Annotated in this window: 18 protein-coding genes and 1 tRNA gene; all 19 read left to right on the forward strand. The window is 72.1% G+C overall.

From position 1 onward, the window contains the following. Positions 1–65 precede the first annotated feature (65 nt). The 19 genes from ACFSHS_RS01090 (at position 66) to ACFSHS_RS01180 (ending at position 17,590) form a co-directional block, all read left to right on the forward strand. Positions 66–141 (forward strand) — tRNA-Trp (locus tag ACFSHS_RS01090). Positions 142–208: 67 nt separating this feature from the next. After that, on the forward strand, positions 209–724 hold the full coding sequence (secE, locus tag ACFSHS_RS01095; RefSeq protein ID WP_376870705.1) for a preprotein translocase subunit SecE: 516 nt from the start codon (positions 209–211) through the stop codon (positions 722–724). 47 nt (positions 725–771) lie between these two features. Further along, the gene (gene nusG, locus ACFSHS_RS01100) at positions 772–1,665 is read left to right on the forward strand and encodes a transcription termination/antitermination protein NusG (protein ID WP_376870707.1); all 894 of its coding nucleotides are present in this window, start codon (positions 772–774) and stop codon (positions 1,663–1,665) included. A gap of 95 nt (positions 1,666–1,760) precedes the next feature. Next, positions 1,761–2,192 carry a 50S ribosomal protein L11 gene (rplK, locus tag ACFSHS_RS01105; RefSeq protein WP_376870709.1) on the forward strand — a complete coding sequence of 144 codons (432 nt, stop codon included), beginning with the start codon at positions 1,761–1,763 and terminating at the stop codon, positions 2,190–2,192. Positions 2,193–2,287: 95 nt separating this feature from the next. Beyond that, positions 2,288–3,007 (forward strand): 50S ribosomal protein L1, encoded by a 720-nt coding sequence (gene rplA, locus ACFSHS_RS01110; protein ID WP_376870711.1) that lies wholly within the window; start codon positions 2,288–2,290, stop codon positions 3,005–3,007. Between the two features lie 277 nt (positions 3,008–3,284). Next, on the forward strand, positions 3,285–4,190 hold the full coding sequence (locus ACFSHS_RS01115; protein WP_376870714.1) for a GNAT family N-acetyltransferase: 906 nt from the start codon (positions 3,285–3,287) through the stop codon (positions 4,188–4,190). Between the two features lie 278 nt (positions 4,191–4,468). After that, the gene (gene rplJ, locus ACFSHS_RS01120) at positions 4,469–5,107 is read left to right on the forward strand and encodes a 50S ribosomal protein L10 (RefSeq protein ID WP_458199609.1); all 639 of its coding nucleotides are present in this window, start codon (positions 4,469–4,471) and stop codon (positions 5,105–5,107) included. Positions 5,108–5,126: 19 nt separating this feature from the next. Next, complete coding sequence (gene rplL / locus ACFSHS_RS01125; RefSeq protein WP_376870716.1) at positions 5,127–5,522, forward strand: 50S ribosomal protein L7/L12; 396 nt, start codon at positions 5,127–5,129, stop codon at positions 5,520–5,522. A gap of 438 nt (positions 5,523–5,960) precedes the next feature. Continuing rightward, positions 5,961–7,097: an ABC transporter ATP-binding protein gene (locus ACFSHS_RS01130; protein ID WP_376870718.1), complete on the forward strand. Its 1,137-nt coding sequence runs from the start codon at positions 5,961–5,963 to the stop codon at positions 7,095–7,097. Further along, positions 7,094–7,909, forward strand: coding sequence for an MlaE family ABC transporter permease (locus tag ACFSHS_RS01135; protein WP_458199610.1), 816 nt, complete (start codon positions 7,094–7,096; stop codon positions 7,907–7,909). The genes ACFSHS_RS01130 and ACFSHS_RS01135 overlap by 4 nt, the downstream gene beginning before the upstream one ends. After that, complete coding sequence (locus tag ACFSHS_RS01140) at positions 7,909–8,775, forward strand: MlaE family ABC transporter permease (protein WP_376870720.1); 867 nt, start codon at positions 7,909–7,911, stop codon at positions 8,773–8,775. The genes ACFSHS_RS01135 and ACFSHS_RS01140 overlap by 1 nt, the downstream gene beginning before the upstream one ends. Positions 8,776–8,782: 7 nt before the next feature. Then, positions 8,783–10,156 carry an MCE family protein gene (locus tag ACFSHS_RS01145; protein WP_376870723.1) on the forward strand — a complete coding sequence of 458 codons (1,374 nt, stop codon included), beginning with the start codon at positions 8,783–8,785 and terminating at the stop codon, positions 10,154–10,156. Next, positions 10,153–11,211, forward strand: coding sequence for an MCE family protein (locus tag ACFSHS_RS01150; protein WP_376870725.1), 1,059 nt, complete (start codon positions 10,153–10,155; stop codon positions 11,209–11,211). Before ACFSHS_RS01145 ends, ACFSHS_RS01150 begins: the two co-directional genes overlap by 4 nt. Further along, complete coding sequence (locus ACFSHS_RS01155; protein WP_376870728.1) at positions 11,211–12,239, forward strand: MCE family protein; 1,029 nt, start codon at positions 11,211–11,213, stop codon at positions 12,237–12,239. The genes ACFSHS_RS01150 and ACFSHS_RS01155 overlap by 1 nt, the downstream gene beginning before the upstream one ends. Further along, the gene (locus ACFSHS_RS01160; RefSeq protein ID WP_376870731.1) at positions 12,236–13,462 is read left to right on the forward strand and encodes an MCE family protein; all 1,227 of its coding nucleotides are present in this window, start codon (positions 12,236–12,238) and stop codon (positions 13,460–13,462) included. Before ACFSHS_RS01155 ends, ACFSHS_RS01160 begins: the two co-directional genes overlap by 4 nt. Then, the gene (locus ACFSHS_RS01165; protein WP_376870733.1) at positions 13,459–14,733 is read left to right on the forward strand and encodes an MCE family protein; all 1,275 of its coding nucleotides are present in this window, start codon (positions 13,459–13,461) and stop codon (positions 14,731–14,733) included. Before ACFSHS_RS01160 ends, ACFSHS_RS01165 begins: the two co-directional genes overlap by 4 nt. Beyond that, positions 14,730–16,004, forward strand: coding sequence for an MlaD family protein (locus ACFSHS_RS01170; RefSeq protein ID WP_376870735.1), 1,275 nt, complete (start codon positions 14,730–14,732; stop codon positions 16,002–16,004). Before ACFSHS_RS01165 ends, ACFSHS_RS01170 begins: the two co-directional genes overlap by 4 nt. 85 nt (positions 16,005–16,089) lie before the next feature. Beyond that, a complete protein-coding gene (locus tag ACFSHS_RS01175; RefSeq protein ID WP_376870737.1) occupies positions 16,090–16,743 on the forward strand; it encodes a hypothetical protein in 654 nt (217 codons plus the stop codon). Then, entirely contained in the window at positions 16,736–17,590 is an 855-nt protein-coding gene (locus ACFSHS_RS01180) for a hypothetical protein (RefSeq protein ID WP_376870739.1), read from the forward strand. Before ACFSHS_RS01175 ends, ACFSHS_RS01180 begins: the two co-directional genes overlap by 8 nt. Positions 17,591–17,781: the final 191 nt, after the last annotated feature.

Genomic DNA, 17,781 nt, shown 5'->3' on the forward strand with positions numbered 1-17,781 from the left:
GGCTCCGCGCTGCCGTGGTGAGGCGGGCGGTCCCGGGCCCGGCTTGGGTGCAAAGCCCAGGGCATAGGGGTGTAGCTCAATTGGCAGAGCAGCGGTCTCCAAAACCGCAGGCTGCAGGTTCAAGTCCTGTCACCCCTGCCACCGCACGACAGGAACCGACCGCGGCCGCTCACCGGAGCGGCCTCCACCACGAGGCGAGCGAGGCGCAGTGAGCGACGAGAAGCCGGGACGCGAGGACGACGCTCGCGACGCCGAGCTCACCGACGAGCAGCTCGACCGCGAGGCTCCCGGCGTCGACGACGCCGGCGAGCTCGAGGCGGCGGAGGACGAGCTCGCCGCCGAGGCGGCGGCCGACGAGGACAAGGTCGTCGCGACGCCGGCCAGGCGCCGGCGCGGCCGGATCACCGCCGACGACGAGGACGACGACGAGCCCGCTCCCGCGCGGGCGCGCCGGCCCGCCGCCTCCCGGCCGGCCGGCCACCCGGGGTCGGGCACCCGCTCCCGGGCCGCCGCCGAGCGGGCCCGCGGGGAGAGCGAGCAGAAGCGCTCGCTGGCCCGGTTCCTCCGCGAGGTCGTCGCCGAGCTGCGCAAGGTGATCTGGCCGGGTCGCCGGGAGCTGATCACGTACACGACCGTGGTGATCGTGTTCGTGGCGTTCATCGTCGCGCTGGTCGCGGGGCTGGACCTGCTCTTCGCCCAGGGCGTGATCGCCGTCTTCGGCTGACCTCCGCCCGCGCCTGCACGCCACCTGACTAAGGAAGAGACACACCTGTGACCGACCCCCGCGAGCCCTTCGAGACCGCCACCCCGGTCGAAGGCGTCACCGCCACCGATCTGGACGACCCGCGCGCGGAACAGCGCGGGACGACCGACGTCGAGACCGGTGCCGGCGAGCCCGGTTCGGCCGAGGGGTCCATCGACACCGCCGACCTCGACACCGCGACCGAGGTCTCCGACGTGACGCCGCAGATCGAGGGCGGGGAGCCCGACAGCCTCGTCACCGACCCGCTCACCGCGCCCGCGCCGGCATCGGACGTGGCGGCCGAGGAGGACGAGGACCCGGTCGAGGCGATGAAGAAGGCGCTGCGACGCGCGCCCGGCGACTGGTACGTCGTGCACTCCTACGCCGGCTACGAGAACAAGGTGAAGACCAACCTCGAGGCGCGGATCCAGTCGCTGGACGTCGAGGACTACATCTACCAGATCGAGGTGCCCACCGAGGAGGTCACCGAGATCAAGAACGGCAAGCGCGCGCAGGTCAACCGCAAGGTGCTACCGGGCTACCTGCTCGTCCGCATGGAGCTCAACGACGAGTCGTGGGGCGCGGTCCGCAACACCCCCGGGGTCACCGGCTTCGTGGGGGCCACCTCCAAGCCCTCGCCGCTGACCATCGACGAGGTCGTCAAGATCCTCGTGCCCGCGACCACGCCGCAGGCGGCCCGGGCCACGGGCGGCGACGCGACCACGACCGCCGCGACGCCCGCCGCCCCCGTCGTCGACTTCGAGATCGGCGAGTCGGTCACTGTCATGGACGGGCCGTTCGCGACCCTCCCCGCCACGATCAACGAGATCAACGCCGAGCAGCAGAAGCTGCAGGTGCTGGTCTCCATCTTCGGCCGCGAGACCCCGGTCGAGCTGTCGTTCAACCAGGTCCAGAAGCTGTAGCAGAAGGACCCCGGTGCCCCCCGACCCTCGCTCCGCTCGGGCCGGGTCCCTGCACCGGCGCCATTTCAGCCAGACCACGAAGGAAGAAGAAGGAAATGCCACCCAGGAAGCGGTTGACCGCGGTCATCAAGCTCCAGATCAACGCCGGCGCGGCGACCCCCGCCCCGCCGGTCGGTCCGGCGCTGGGCCAGCACGGCGTCAACATCATGGAGTTCTGCAAGGCGTACAACGCCGCGACCGAGTCGCAGCGCGGCAACGTCATCCCGGTCGAGATCTCGGTCTTCGAGGACCGGTCGTTCACCTTCGTCACCAAGACCCCGCCGGCCGCGCGCATGCTGCTCAAGGCCGCCGGTGTCGAGAAGGGCTCGGGCGAGCCGCACAAGACCAAGGTCGCCACGGTCACCCGTGACCAGGTCCGCGAGATCGCCCAGACCAAGATGGCCGACCTCAACGCGAACGACCTCGACCAGGCCGAGAAGATCATCGCCGGCACCGCCCGGTCGATGGGCATCACCGTCACCGGCTGACACCAGCCCAGCAGCACCAGCCAGAACAGTGGGAGGGCCACGCCGGGCCCGTTCACCACACGACCGGGGCGAGAGCCTCCGGAGAGGACAGAATCATGGCGAAGCACGGCAAGAAGTACCGCGAGGTCGCCGCGAAGGTCGACCGCGAGAATCTCTACAGCCCGCTGCAGGCGGCGAAGCTGGCGAAGGAGACGTCGCCGACGTCCTACGACGCCACCGTGGAGGTCGCGATGCGCCTGGGTGTCGACCCGCGCAAGGCCGACCAGATGGTCCGCGGCACCGTGAACCTTCCGCACGGCACCGGCAAGACCGCCCGCGTCATCGTCTTCGCGACCGGCGACAAGGCCGCCGAGGCCGAGGCCGCCGGCGCCGACGTCGTCGGCTCGGACGACCTGATCGAGCGCATCCAGGGCGGTTTCCTGGACTTCGACGCCGCGATCGCGACGCCGGACCAGATGGCCAAGGTCGGGCGGATCGCCCGCATCCTCGGCCCGCGCGGTCTGATGCCGAACCCGAAGACCGGCACCGTGACCCCCGACGTCGCCAAGGCCGTCAACGACATCAAGGGCGGGAAGATCAACTTCCGCGTCGACAAGCAGGCCAACCTGCACCTGGTCATCGGCAAGACCTCCTTCGACGAGGCCAAGCTGGTCGAGAACTACGCCGCCGCCCTCGACGAGGTGCTCCGGGCCAAGCCGTCGTCGGCCAAGGGCCGGTACCTCAAGAAGGTCACCGTCTCCACGACCATGGGCCCCGGCATCCCGGTCGACCCGAACCGCACCCGCAACATGCTGGCGGACGAGCCCACCGCCTGAACGAGGACCCCGCCCTCCCCACCCTTCGCACGCTCAGGGCGGGACCCGGGACGGAGCCGTTCCAGCAACTCACGAGGCCCCGTCGCGCGCTTGCGCGGCGGGGCCTCCGTCGGTCCTCCGGCGATATGTGCGCGCTCGTCCCCCTCAGCCCCTCGATGGGGACGAGCGCGCAGATCTCCCGCGCAGTCGGTCGGCGCTGCTACGGTCCCCGCCGTGCCGCACCGGTAGCGGCTCCCGACCACTGCGCCGCCGTGGCGCTCGGCCCTGGAGTCCTGCCGTGTCCGATCCCGTCGTCCGCCCCTTCCGCCGCGCGGACCGCGACCAGCTCACCGTGCTGGTCAACGCGCACATCTCGACCGTCGTCCCGGGGTGGGCGGTGTCCACGGCGGTCCTGCTCGCGCAGATCGAGCGGGATCCCGCCCAGTACGTCACCGACCCGTGGGTCGACGACCGCGCCACCCTGGTGGTCGATGTCGCCGGCCGCCTCGTCGCCGCTGCGCACCTGCGTCGCTACCGCAGCGATGCGGACGTCGCACCGGACTGGCGGGGTGCCGGCGAGATCGCCTGGCTCGTCTGCTGGCCGGCACACGAGCTGGCCGGCGAGGCTCTGGCCGTGGCCTGCGTGCGGTCGCTGGCCGCCTGGGGCGTGCGGCGGTGCTTCGCCGACGGCGACCTCCCCACGCCGGCCACCTACGGCGTCCCCGACGCCTGGCCGCACGTGGCCCGCGTGCTCGCCGCGGCCGGATTCGACGGCGGGACGGCGCGCGAGGAGGTCCAGCTGGCGGGCGGCCTGGACGACGTGCCCGAGCCGGGGCCGGCACCGCTGCCGGGACTGGTGATCCGCCGGGTCGTGGGCACCTTCGGGGCCCGGTTCGACGCGGTCCTCGACGGCGAGGTCGTCGGCTTCGCCGAGGCGCAGGACGACCACACCCGGGGCGGCAGCCTCTCCCGTCTCGACGGCTGGGCCGACCTGGCAGAGCTGCACGTGGCCGAGCGGGTGCGGGGCCAGGGGATCGGCACCTGGCTCGTGCAGCACCTCGTGGCGTGGCTCCGGCTCGGCGGCACGAGCCGCTTCCTCGTGGCCCTGGCCGGCGAGGACCTCGAGCTCGAGCCCTGGTTCGCCCGGTTCGGCTGGCGGCGGACCGGGCGCATCAGGCGCGGATGGGAGCGCCCGCACCGGTGAGCCCGGCGGCGGCTACCGGCACCGGGGAGACATCGCGTACTCTTGTCGGCGTTCCCCCCAAGACCGCTGGTCGTCGCACGTCCGCGTGCGATCGAAGGTCCCGGAGTTCCGGGCGGCCCGCGCAGGAGGACGGTTCGATCGGCGGACGCACCTGTCCGCCCTCGCCCCGTGCGCCCTGCGCCGGGGCGTTCCTCGTCTCCGGGCCGGTCGATCGCCCCTCGCGGTCATGACGCAGCCGTGCACCGGCCGGTGGTCGCCCGACAGACGAGAGGAGGCCCATGCCCACCCAGGCGAAGGCCGCGGTGATCGACGAGATCACCGAGCGGTTCCAGAACTCGAGTGCGGCCGTGCTCACCGAGTACCGCGGGCTCACCGTGGCGCAGCTGACCCAGCTGCGTCGTTCCCTCGGCGCGGGCAGCAGCTACGCCGTCGTCAAGAACACCCTGACGAAGCGGGCGGCGGACGAGGTCGGTTTCTCCGACCTGGCCCCGCTGCTGAACGGTCCCACCGCGATCGCCTTCATCGAGGGCGACCCGGTCGAGGCCGCCAAGGCCATCCGTGACTTCGCGCGCGCCAACCCGCTGCTCGTCGTCAAGGGCGGCGTGGTCGACGGCCGCACGGTCGACGCCTCCGAGGTCACGCGCCTCGCCGACGTCGAGCCCCGTGAGGTCCTGCTGGCCAAGCTCGCCGGCGCGATGAAGGGCAACCTGACCAAGGCTGCCGGGCTCTTCCAGGCCCCGCTGTCCCAGGTCGCCCGCCTGGCCGCCGCGCTGCAGGAGAAGAAGCCCGCCGACGACGCCGCTCCCGCGGCCGGCGACGAGACTCCCGCCGCCGACACCGCTGCTGCTGACACCACCCCGGCCGCCGAGGCCACCGACGACACTGCTGCCGCCGACACCGCGGCCAGCGACGACTGATCCACCCAAGGAGAGAATCATGGCCAAGCTGTCCACCGCGGACCTGCTCGACGCGTTCAAGGAGATGACCCTCCTCGAGCTGTCCGACTTCGTGAAGCAGTTCGAGGAGACCTTCGAGGTCACCGCCGCCGCCCCCGTGGCCGTCGCGGCCGCCCCCGCCGCCGGTGGCGGCGGCGGTGGCGGCGAGGAGGCCGCTGCCGAGCAGGACGAGTTCGACGTCATCCTCGAGAGCGCCGGCGACAAGAAGATCCAGGTCATCAAGGAGGTGCGCGGCCTGACCTCGCTCGGCCTCAAGGAGGCCAAGGACCTGGTCGACAACGCGCCGAAGCCGGTCCTGGAGAAGGTCGCCAAGGACGCCGCTGACAAGGCCCGGGCCGCCCTCGAGGGCGCCGGCGCCACCGTCACCGTCAAGTAAGCGGAACGACCCGGCGCCCTCGGGCCGCCTGCAGGGTCCGGCCGCGAGCTCGCGAGCGGTGGGGGGCAGGTGGTCCTTTCGGGCCGGGGCCGTTCCATCGCGTCACCAGGGGCCGTTCCTGGAACGTCGGCTAGCCGTTCCATCGCGTCTCCAGTTCCACCGCGTCACCAGGGGCCGTCCTCCTCCGGGAGGGCGGCCCCTGCTGCGTTCCATCGGTCAGGTGAACCTGACCGGCCGTCGCGGCCACTACCGGGAGGTCGGGGTCACAGATACCGCGTGACGCACGTAACCTCCGGCGAGCACGGTCGTTACTGGTGAGTAGGTGCTGACGAGGACGTCCAGATGCGCGAGACGTCCGGACACAGGAAGATTCCGGGGCTCGCCGTGGCGGCGGGGGCTGGGAACCGGCAGAGCAGCCGGAGTGGAGGTCGGGCGGTCGTGGGTGTCGCGGTTGACGTCGAGGGGCTGACCAAGTCGTTCGGCAGCCAGAACATCTGGAGCGACGTCACGCTGACGCTCCCCCCGGGCGAGATCTCGGTGCTGCTGGGCCCGTCCGGCACCGGGAAGTCGGTGTTCCTGAAGTCGCTGGTGGGTCTGCTCAAGCCCGAGAAGGGCTCGATCGTCATCAACGACACCGACATCGTGCGGACCAGCGAGCACAAGCTCTACGAGATCCGGAAGCTCTTCGGCGTGCTTTTCCAGGACGGCGCCCTCTTCGGCTCGATGAACCTCTTCGACAACATCGCCTTCCCGCTGCGCGAGCACACGAAGATGAGCGAGTCGGAGATCCGGCGGATCGTCCTCGAGAAGATGGACATGGTCGGTCTCCAGGGCGCCGAGGGGAAGCTGCCCGGTGAGATCTCCGGCGGCATGCGCAAGCGCGCGGGGCTGGCCCGGGCCCTCGTGCTGGACCCGGAGATCATCCTGTTCGACGAGCCGGACTCCGGCCTCGACCCGGTCCGCGTCGCCTACCTCAACCAGCTCATCGTCGACCTCAACGCCCAGATCGACGCCACCTTCCTGATCGTCACGCACGACATCGGCACCGCCCGCACCGTGCCGGACAACCTGGGCCTGCTCTTCCGCAGGAACCTGGTCATGTTCGGCCCCCGGGAGCAGTTGCTCACCTCGCAGGAGCCGGTCGTACGGCAGTTCCTCAACGGCCGTCGTGAGGGCCCGATCGGCATGAGCGAGGAGAAGGACGTCGCCCAGGTCGAGGCGGAGATGGCCGCGCTGGAGGCCCGCGGCGGCGACGCGCACAACGGCGTCGGCCCGAAGGGGGCCACCGGTGGGGACGCCGTCCCGCCGCAGCTGGAGCCGACGGAGGGGCTGCCCGTGCGGAAGGCGGCCCGGCGCCGCCAGGAGCGCGTGGCCCGCATGCTGCACGAGTTCGACCCGGACACCGCCGCGGCGATCCGGGCCTCGCTGCCCGAGGACCTGCTGGCCCAGGCCGACGCCGGCGTCTTCGCGCCCACCCACGGAACCGGCGGCCGGCACTGGGCACCCGAGGCCGACCAGCACCCGACCGGCACCACCGCCACCGCCGTGCTGCCCCGGCAGGGAGGTGAGGGGTGACGGCGACCGACCAGCCGAAGGCCCCCGGCCTGCTCGACGGGAAGTTCTCGCCGGCCCGGCCGCTCGCCGCCAGCGGCAACCTCTTCGCCTTCGCGCTCGACGTGGTGAAGGCGCTGCCGAAGCGCCCCTTCCAGATCCGCGAGTTCATCCAGCAGGCCTGGTTCATCGCGAGCGTCACGATCATCCCGACCGCGCTGGTCGCGATCCCCTTCGGTGCGGTCATCGCCCTGCAGCTCGGTTCGCTGACCCGCCAGCTGGGCGCCCAGTCCTTCACCGGCGCCGCCTCGGTGCTCGCCGTCCTCCGCGAGGCCAGCCCCATCGTCACCGCGCTGCTCATCGCCGGCGCCGGGGGTTCCGCGATCTGCGCGGACCTCGGCGCCCGCAAGATCCGCGACGAGATCGACGCGATGGAGGTGCTGGGCATCAGCCCCATCCAGCGCCTGGTCGTGCCGCGCGTGCTGGCCGCGATGCTGGTCGCCGTCCTGCTCAACGGCCTGGTCAGCGTCGTCGGCACCGCGGGCGGCTACTTCTTCAACGTCATCCTGCAGGGCGGGACACCCGGCGCCTACCTGGCGTCGTTCAGCGCGCTGGCCCAGATCGAGGACTTCTGGGCCTCGGAGACCAAGGCGCTGGTGTTCGGGCTCATCGCCGGCATCGTCGCCTCCTACAAGGGCCTCAACGCGGGTGGCGGGCCCAAGGGCGTCGGTGACGCGGTGAACCAGTCCGTGGTCATCACGTTCATCCTGCTGTTCGCCGTGAACCTGGTGCTCACCGCCATCTACTTCCAGCTCGTCCCGCCGAAGGGGCAGTGATGGCGCTCCTCTCACCCGGTGACCGGGTCAAGCTCGGCCTGCGGCGTCTCACGCGCGCGGGCAGGCGGCCCCTGGACACCCTCGACGACCTCGGGGACCAGCTCGGCTTCTACGGCCGGGCGCTGGCGTGGACCCCCCGCACCCTCCGGCGCTACAAGAAGGAGACCGCCCGGCTCCTGGCCGAGGTCACGTTCGGGACCGGCGCGCTGGCGGTCATCGGCGGCACGGTCGGCGTCATCGCCGCCCTGTCCTTCTTCACCGGCTCCGCCGTCGGCCTGCAGGGCTACGCCGCTCTCGACCAGCTGGGGACGTCGGCCTTCACCGGCTTCCTCTCGGCCTACTTCAACACCCGCGAGATCGCTCCGCTGGTGGCGGGGGTCGCGCTCTCGGCGACGGTCGGCTGCGGGTTCACCGCGCAGATCGGTGCCATGCGGATCAACGAGGAGATCGACGCCCTCGAGGTCATGGGCGTGCCGTCGCTGCCGTTCCTGGTGACGACGCGCATCGTCGCCGGCTTCATCGCCGTGATCCCGCTCTACGTCCTGGGGCTGCTCACCAGCTACTTCGCCACCCGGATGATCGCGACCCAGGCCTACGGCCAGTCGGCGGGCACCTACGACCACTACTTCAACCTGTTCCTGCCGCCCGAGGACGTGCTCTGGTCGTTCCTCAAGGTCCTGGTCTTCGCCGTGGTCGTCATCCTGACCCACTGCTACTACGGCTACCGGGCCGGCGGCGGACCGGCGGGCGTGGGCATGGCGGTCGGCCGCGCCGTGCGCTTCTCCATCGTGGCGATCAACGTCATCGATCTCTTCCTGTCCCTGGCCATCTGGGGCTCGACGACGACCGTCCGGATCGCGGGGTGACGCTGCGATGAGAACGAGAGGACAGATCATCCGGACCCGGCTGCAGGGGCTGGCGTTCCTCGTCGTCCTGGCGCTGCTGCTCGGGCTGTCCGTGGCCACCTACAACAACGCCTTCACCGAGGTCGCGCGGGTGACGCTGGAGACGGACACCGCGGGGAATCAGCTGCAGGAGGCCTCCGACGTCAAGGTCCGGGGCGTCATCGTCGGTGAGGTCCGAGAGGTGGAGGCGAGCGCCGAGGGCGCGAGGATCGACCTGGCCATCAGGCCGGAGTACCTCGACCAGATCCCCGCCGACGTGACCGCGCGGCTGCTGCCCAAGACGCTCTTCGGCGAGCGCTTCGTCGCGCTCCAGCTGCCTGAGGACCCGGGGGAGGAGCGGTTGGCCGACGGCGACGTCATCGGCCAGGACCGCACCGAGAACGCCATCGAGCTGCAGCGGGTGATCGACGACACGCTCCCCCTGCTGCAGGCCGTGCACCCCGACGACCTCTCCTTCACGCTGGGCGCCGTCGCCGACGCGCTGCGGGGGCGGGGCGACGACCTGGGCGCCAACCTGGCCGCCACCGGGCAGTACTTCGGCGAGATCAACACCGTGCTCCCGCAGCTGCAGGCCGACATCTCCGGCCTCGCGGACCTCGCCGAGACCTACGAGGGCACGGCCGACGACCTGCTCGCCGTCCTGGACAACCTGGCCGTCACGAACACGACCGTGGTCGACCAGACCGAGCAGCTGCGCCGCACCTTCACCGTCGGCGCGAGCTCGGCGAACGGAACGGCGGGATTCCTGGAGCGGAACGAGCACAACCTCATCTCGCTGGCCGAGACCTCGCGGCCGGTGCTCGGGCTCTTCGCGGAGTTCTCGCCGGTCTACCCGTGCCTGCTCGAGGGGCTCGCCCGGTCCGTCCCCCGGATCGGGGAGACGTTCGGCGCCGACGGCGACCCCTCGCTGAACCTGAACATCCAGTTCACGATGCCGCCGCGCAACCACTACCAGCCCGGTGACCAGCCGGTCTACGTCGACGACGCCCCGCCGGACTGCCGGGGGCTGGACGACATCGACACCGAGATCGCCCAGGCGCAGGCCGGGGAGTACTACTGCCCCTACCCCCTGGCCGACGGCGTCGAGTCGCCCGAGAGCGCGGAGCGTCCCGAGCCCGCGTGCTACGAGGGCGGGGCCGACGACGGCGGCAACCCGGACAACGCGCCCACCGCACGGTCGGGCCGCTCGCTGCCCGACGTCCTGGCCGGGTCCACGGCCGAGCTGGACTTCGTCCGGAACATCCTCGCGTACCAGGCCGGCACGCGGCCCACGGAGGTGTCCGACCTGGGTGCGGCCAGCCTGGCGCCGATCCTCCGCGGGAAGAGCGTGATGCTGCGATGAACGGCCAGTTGAGAGGGCTCGCCGGCCCGCTGGTCAAGCTGGTGGTCTTCGCCCTCGTCACCATGATGGCCGCCTACGTGCTGGTCACGACCATCACCAACGCGGGCTACGGCGAGCAGCTCACCTACCGCGCGCAGTTCACCGACGTGGCCGGACTGGTCGAGGGGGACGAGGTGCGCATCGCCGGCGTGCGCGTCGGTCAGGTGGTCGGCATCGGCCTGGGCGAGGCCACCGACCGGCCGGTCGCGGAGGTGGAGCTGGAGGTCAGCGCCGACGTCCCGCTGCCCGCGGCCGTCGAGGCGACCATCCGCTACCGCAACCTGGTCGGCCAGCGGTACATCGCCCTCACGGAGGGCGAGGGCTCGTCGGGGGACACGCTCGAGGACGGGGCGGTCATCCCGCTGGCCCGGACGACGAACGCCCTCGACCTGACGGTCCTCTTCGGGGGCTTCCAGCCGCTCCTGCAGGCGCTGTCACCGGCGGACATGAACCGGGTGTCGTTCGAGATCATCCAGGTCTTCCAGGGCGAGGGCGGCACCATGGAGAGCCTGCTGGCCCACGTGGGCTCGCTGACCAGCAGCCTCGCCGACCGGGACGAGGTCATCGGCAGCGTCATCGACAACCTGACCACCGTGATGGGCACGCTGGCCGCCCGCGACCAGCAGCTGTCGGACCTCGTGGTCAGCCTGCAGGAGTTCGTCACCGGGCTGGCCGGCGACCGCGAGGCCATCTTCGACTCCCTGCAGACCATCGACCAGCTCGCTGCCTCCACCACCGGCTTCCTGGCGGAGGCCCGCGCGCCCCTGGCCGCCGACATCCAGGCCCTGGGCGAGCTCTCCGGCAATCTGGCCGACACCGGTGACCTGGTGGAGCGGTTCCTCCAGACGGCTCCGGTCAAGATCGACCTGACCACGCGGACGGCGATCAACGGCAGCTGGTTCAACTTCTTCATGTGCCGCGCCGGGGGCACGGTGACCCTGCCCGCCGCCGGTCCGGACGGGAAGCCGGTCGCCGAGGAGTTCGACTTCGACAGCGGAGCGGAGGGCTGCAGCTGATGGCCCGCCAGTCCAAGAACTTCCGCGACCGCAACCCGGTCGCCGTCGGCGCGGTCAGCCTGACCGTCATCGCCGTCCTCGTGTTCCTGGCCTTCAACGCGCAGTCGTTGCCGATCATCGGTGGCGGCACCGTCTACCGGGCGCAGTTCTCCGAGGCCGCGGGCCTGCAGCCCGACGACCCGGTGCGGGTGGCCGGCGTGAAGGTCGGCACGGTGGAGGGACTCGCGCTCGAGGACGGCGCGGTGACGGTCGAGTTCCGGGTCAAGGACGCGTTCGTGGGCGACCGGTCCGAGGCGGCCATCAAGATCGAGACCGTGCTGGGGGCCAAGTACGTGGCGCTGGTGCCGCGCGGGTCCCGGCCGCTCGACCCCGACGAGCGCATCCCCCTGGACCGCACGGCCTCCCCGTACGACGTCGTCGAGGCGTTCGCCGACCTGTCGTCGACGGTGCAGGAGATCGACACCGCCCAGCTCGCCTCGAGCTTCGAGGTGCTGTCGGAGACCTTCGCCGAGACCCCGGAGGAGGTCCGCACCTCGCTGCAGGGGCTGGCCCGGCTGTCGGACACCATCGTCTCCCGCGACGCCCAGCTGCGTGAGCTGCTGTCGGCGACCCGTGACGTGACCCAGGTGCTCGCCGACCGCAACGGCGAGTTCACCCAGCTCATCCTCGACTCCAACACCCTGTTGCGGGAGGTCCAGGAGCGGCGGGAGCTGATCGACTCCATCCTCACCAACACCCAGGAGCTCGCCGAGCAGCTCTCCGGGCTGGTGGCCGACAACCGCGAGACCCTCACGCCGGCGCTGCAGCAGCTGTCCCGGGTGACCGACATCCTCTCGCGCAACCGCGCCGCCCTCGCCCAGACGGTGAACGAGCTCGCCCCCTTCGTCCGGGTGTTCACCAACACCCTCGGCAACGGCCGCTGGTTCGACAGCTTCGTCAACGACCTGCTGCCCACGCTCGTCGGCGCGGCCGTCTGCACCGCCGGGGAGACGCCGGCGACCGGCTGCACCCCGGGAGGACAGGAATGAGCGGGGCACTCCAGCGCGGTGTCGCGCTGGCCGCGGCCCTGGTACTGCTGGCGGCCCTCGGCTGGACGATCCTGCGGCCGGCCGGCAAGTACCGGGTCACCGCCTACTTCACCGAGACCGTGGGCCTCTACCCCGGTTCGGACGTGCGGGTGCTCGGCATCCCCATCGGCACCATCAACGACGTCGTTCCACTGGGCGACCAGGTGCGGGTCGAGATGACCATCGACGACGACTACGACATCCCGGCCGACGCCGACGCGATCGTCCTGGCGCCCTCGCTGGTCTCGGACCGCTACGTCCAGTTCTCGCCGGTCTACGACGGAGGGCCGACGATGGAGGACGGCGACGAGGTCCCCCTCGACCGCACCGCCATCCCCGTGGAGCTCGACGCCGTCTACGACGCCCTCGACGAGCTGTCCGAGGCGCTGGGGCCCGACGGGGCCAACCGGAACGGCGCGCTGTCCGACCTGGTCGACGTGGGCGCGGCCAACCTCGAGGGCAACGGCGAGGCGCTGAACCGCACGCTGACGGGCTTCTCCCAGGCGGTGGAGACCCTGGCCGAGAACCGGGACGACCTCTTCGGTTCCCTCGACGACCTGCAGACCTTCACCAGTGCGCTGGCCACGATCGACGCGCAGGTGAGCCAGTTCAACGACAACATGGCCGCGGTCAGCGAGCTGCTGGCCGGCGAGCGGGAGGACCTGCAGACCGCGGTGGCGCTGCTCACCGACGCCCTGCGCGACGTGGCGGGCTTCGTCCGTGACAACGCCACGCTCCTGACCACCAACGTCGACCGGCTGGCCGACGTCACGCTCGTGCTGGTGCAGCAGCGGGCGAAGCTGGCGGAGGTGCTCGACGTGGCACCGGCCGCGCTGGGCAACCTCGCGCGGGCCTACAACCCCGACTACGGCACCCTGGACACCCGCGACAACGGGCTCGGCTCGGTGAACGCCGAGATCGTCGTCTGCGGGGCCCTGGCCCAGCTCGGCCGGGTCGACCTGGAGGCGGACCTGCCCCTGCCCGACCCGACCGCACCGATCCGTGACTCGGTCGAGCAGATCTGCGCCCGCCTGCTCTCCGGTGACGCCGACGCCAGGGACGGCCTCGACGACCTGAACGGCAACGGCACGCCCGACTACGAGGAGCTGCGCCAGGCCCTCCTCGGCGGGGGCGGCGGTGGCGGCGCTCTGCTGCCCGGGCTGCCCCCGGTGGGTGCCCCGTGAGCCGGGGCCTGCGGCGGGTGGCCGCGCTCGGCGCGGGGATGGTCCTGCTCGGGGGCTGCGGCTTCCGGGGCGCCTACTCGCTGGACCTGCCCGGCGGCGCCGACACCGGCGACGACCCGTACACCGTGCAGGTGGAGTTCCTCGACGTCCTCGACCTGGTGCCGCAGTCCGGCGTCCGGGTCGCCGACGTGCCCGTCGGCCGCGTCGAGTCGATCGAGCTGGACGAGGACGACTGGACGGCGGTCGTCACGATCTCGGTCAACGGCGACGTCGAGCTGCCGGCCAACGCGGTGGCGGCCATCCAGCAGTCCTCCCTGCTCGGTGAGAAGTACGTCGAGCTCGCCCCCCCGGGCAACGAGGAGCCCGAGGGCCGGCTGGGCCACGACGACCGCATCACCCTCGACCGCACCAACCGCAACGTCGAGGTGGAGGAACTGCTGGGGGCGCTGTCGCTGGTCCTCAACGGCGGCGGGCTCGCCCAGCTGCAGACGATCAACCGGGAGCTCGGCGAGGCCCTGGAGGGCAGGGAGGCGGAGATCAAGGACACCCTCGCCCAGCTCGACACGTTCATCGGCGGGCTCGACGAGCAGAAGGCGGAGATCAACCGGGCGCTGGACCGCGCGAACGAGCTCGCCGCCACCCTCGCCTCCCGCACCGCGACGATCGAGAACGCCCTCGACACCATCGGTCCCGGCCTCGAGGTCATCAACCAGCAGCGCGACCTGCTGGTCTCGATGCTCGAGGGCCTGGCCCGGCTGGGCGACGTCGGGACCAGGATCATCCAGCAGTCGGCGGCCAACACGGTGGCGGACCTGGAGCTGCTCCAGCCGATCCTCACCCAGCTGGCGGCGGCGGGGCCCGACCTCGGCCGGTCCCTGGAGCTGCTGCTCACCTATCCCTTCCCCGACAGCTCCCTGTCCGCCCTGAACTACCGCGAGGCGCAGTCGGGCGGAGTCGCGCTGTTCACCAACATGACGGCCACGGTCGACCTCGACCTGACCCACGTCCTCTGCCGGTACGTCGTGGACCAGAGCGGCGCGGTCCGCGAGCTGCCGCTGGAGGAAGCCCTGGCCCAGGGCAGGTGCGGCGTCGAGACCGGGGGGAGCGAGGGGGCGGCCGGGAGCTCCGGCGGACCGCGGTCCACCGCGACGACGTCGGGCGGGCCCTCGGTCCTCGACGGCGTCGAGGGCCGGCTCGTCCCGCGGGGGACCGGCGCCGAGCAACCCGGAGGCCGCCTCGGTCTGCCGTCCGCTCCGGGGGCGGGGCAGTGATCACCCGCAGCACCAGACTCAAGCTCCTGGCCTTCGCCACCCTGGCCGTGCTCGGCACGGCCTACCTGGGGTTCACGTACGTCGGCCTCGACCGCGCCCTGCTCGGCGGGGGGTACGAGGTGGCGGCCGACTTCCGGGACTCCGGTGGCATCTTCGTCAACGCCGAGGTGACCTACCGCGGCGTCGAGGTCGGCCGGGTCACCGGCATGGAGTTGGTGGACGACGGGGTACGGGTCACCCTGCGGATCGACCCGGGGACCGAGCCGATCCCCGCCGACACCGACGCCGTCGTGGCGACGCGGAGCGCGGTGGGGGAGCAGTACGTCATCCTGCGGCCGAGCAGTGCCGGGAAGCCCTTCCTCGACGACGGCGCGGTCATCCCGCAGGAGCGCACCAGCATCCCGATCCCGGTGGAGCAGATGCTGCTCAACCTCGACGAGTTCGTGGGGTCGATCGACCAGGAGAACCTGCGGATCGTGATCGAGGAGCTCGGGAAGGCCTTCGAGGGGGCCGGTGAGGACCTGGGCCGGCTCATCGACAACGGTGACCTCCTCCTCGCCCGCGCGGAGGAGTCGCTGCCGCAGACGCTGCGGTTGATCACCGACGGCCAGACGGTGCTCGACACCCAGCGCGACAGCCGCTCGGCGATCCGCCAGTGGGCCGCGGACCTGCGGCTGTTCACCGACACGCTGGTCGAGATGGACCCCGACCTGCGCAGCATCGTGGTCGACGCCCCGGATGCGGGGGAGGCCCTGCAGGGGCTGGTCGAGGACGCCGGCCCGGGCCTGGGGTCGCTGGTGCGCAACCTGGACATCCTGAACGGGGTCCAGATCCCCCGGCTGGACGGCATCCGTCAGATGCTGGTCACCTATCCGGACGCCGTGACCGGCGGGTTCACCGTCGTCCGGCAGGACGAGGACGGGAAGCTGCGCTCCCACTTCGGGTTCGTGCTCAACGCCGGCGAGCCGCACGCCTGCACGACCGGCTACGTGCCCACCGAGAGCATCCCCAGCACGGGCGCGGCCGAGACCGTCGACACCGACGCCGTGCGGTGCCGGGTCATCAACGGCGTCGATCCGGAACCGGGCGACGGCTACGACGAGAACGGGTCGAACATCCGCGGCGAGCAGAACATCGGCCGGGACGGCGGCCGCGGGGTGACCACGCCGCAGGAGGAGGTGGAGGGCAGCAGCCCGCTGTCGCCCACGGCGCTCTCGGCGCTGGTCGGGCGGCTCGTGCACGCCAGCCCCATCGCCACCGCCACGCGCTGACCGGTATGACGGCGGCCCACACCATCGGAGGACCCCTCACCGTCGGGGGCCTTCGCATCGTCCAGGAGCAAGGAGAATCGCGCAGGTGACGAGCGAGACGCGGGCACGCGCGCGGGAGGAGGACGTCGTGGTCTCCGCCGGTCCCGGCGACGGATCCACCGGAGTTGCCGACGCCGGGCCATCCGAGGGGAGCGCCGGGGTGTCCGGGGGCGCCACCGACGACGGTGCGGGAGGCTGGGGACGGATCCCGGTCCGGCCGGTGCCGATCCTCACGGTGCTGCTCGTGCTCCTGCTCGGAGCGGTGGCCTTCCTGTGGTCCACCCGCCCCGGGGAGTCGGCCGTCCGCACCGGCGACTACGCCGAGGCGCTGCAGGCGGCCCGCTCGGGCGTCGTCGACCTCACCTCCTTCGACTACCTGACGCTGGACGACGACATCGAGCAGGCCCGCCGCGTCTCCACCGGCGACCTCCGCGAGGAGTCGGTGGCCCAGCTCGACGAGCGGCGGCAGGAGATCACCGACCTGCGGGCCGTCGTGAACACCGAGGTCGTCGGCGCCGGGGTCACCCGTGCCGACGGCGAGGACGCCACGGTGCTCCTGATCATCCAGTCGACGCAGGAGAGCGCGGCCACCCCGCAGGCGCAGGTCGTGCGCTACCGCATCGAGGTGACGCTGGAGAAGTCCGACGGCCGCTGGCTGCTGTCGGGGATCAAGGGAACGGAGGCGCCCGGCGATGACTGATCTCCCCGGCGGCCCCGCCCCCGACGACCGCCCGCGCCCCGCCCCCCGCCCGCGTCCCGGTGCGGCCGGCCGGCCCACGCCGCGACCGCGGGTGGCCGGGAGCCGGCGCGACCGCGACGACCCGGCCGACGCCGCCCGCACCTCGGCCCGGCCGGCACCCGGCCCGCGGTGCGCGCCCGCCGGGGCGGACGGCGACCGCGTCGCCGTCCGCTCCACCGCGACGGCCCGGCCGCGGACGGCGCGCCCGGCCGGCACGTCGTCGTCAGGCGACCGCTCGGCCGCGGGGGCGATCGGATCGGCCACCAGCGCACGGCGGCGGTTGCCCGCCCTGGTGCTGGTCCTGGCGCTGCTGTGCGTGCTGGCGGCCGCCGGTGCCGGCCTCCTGCTGTGGCAGCGGCTGAACCCGGCGTACGTGGACTCGTCGATCTTCGCCGCGGCCCGCAGCGGGATCGAGGCGGTCTACGCCTACGACTACGAGGACTCCGAGGGCAGCGTGGAGGGCAAGCTCGCCGTCCTGACCGGTGAGCTGCGGGACCAGTACGAGCGGGACCTCTCGGAGGGCGGGATCATCGACACCTACGAGCAGGTGTCGGCCACGACCCGCTACGAGGTGCTCGACGTCGGGCTGCAGCAGGTCAACGAGGCGCAGGACACCGCGACCCTCGTGGTGTTCGGGCAGTACGTCGTCGAGTCGGTGAACAGCGGCACCCAGCCCGCCCCGGAGGGGTCGGAGTGCCAGGTGACCCCCGGCGGCGCGCAGTCGTGCACGCAGACCGTCCGGGTCAGCCTCGTCGACGTGGACGGCGACTGGAAGATCAGCGAGCTGACCCTGCTCACGACCAGCTGAGGAAGGACCCCGGCCCCCTCCGGAGGCTCGGCCCGAGCGTGCGAGGGCTGAGGAGGAGGGGGTCCTTTCTCTCGCAGGCTCGGGGTGGGACCCGGGAGGGGGCCTGCCGCCCGAGCCCGCTCCGGCGGGACCCGGGGCGGCGCCGTCCACAAAATGCGCGGCGTGGCATTCCGGATGCGGGCCTCCGGCTG

It is taken from the genome of Blastococcus deserti (genome assembly GCF_042682525.1).
Taxonomy (GTDB): Bacteria; Actinomycetota; Actinomycetes; order Mycobacteriales; family Geodermatophilaceae; genus Blastococcus_B; species Blastococcus_B deserti.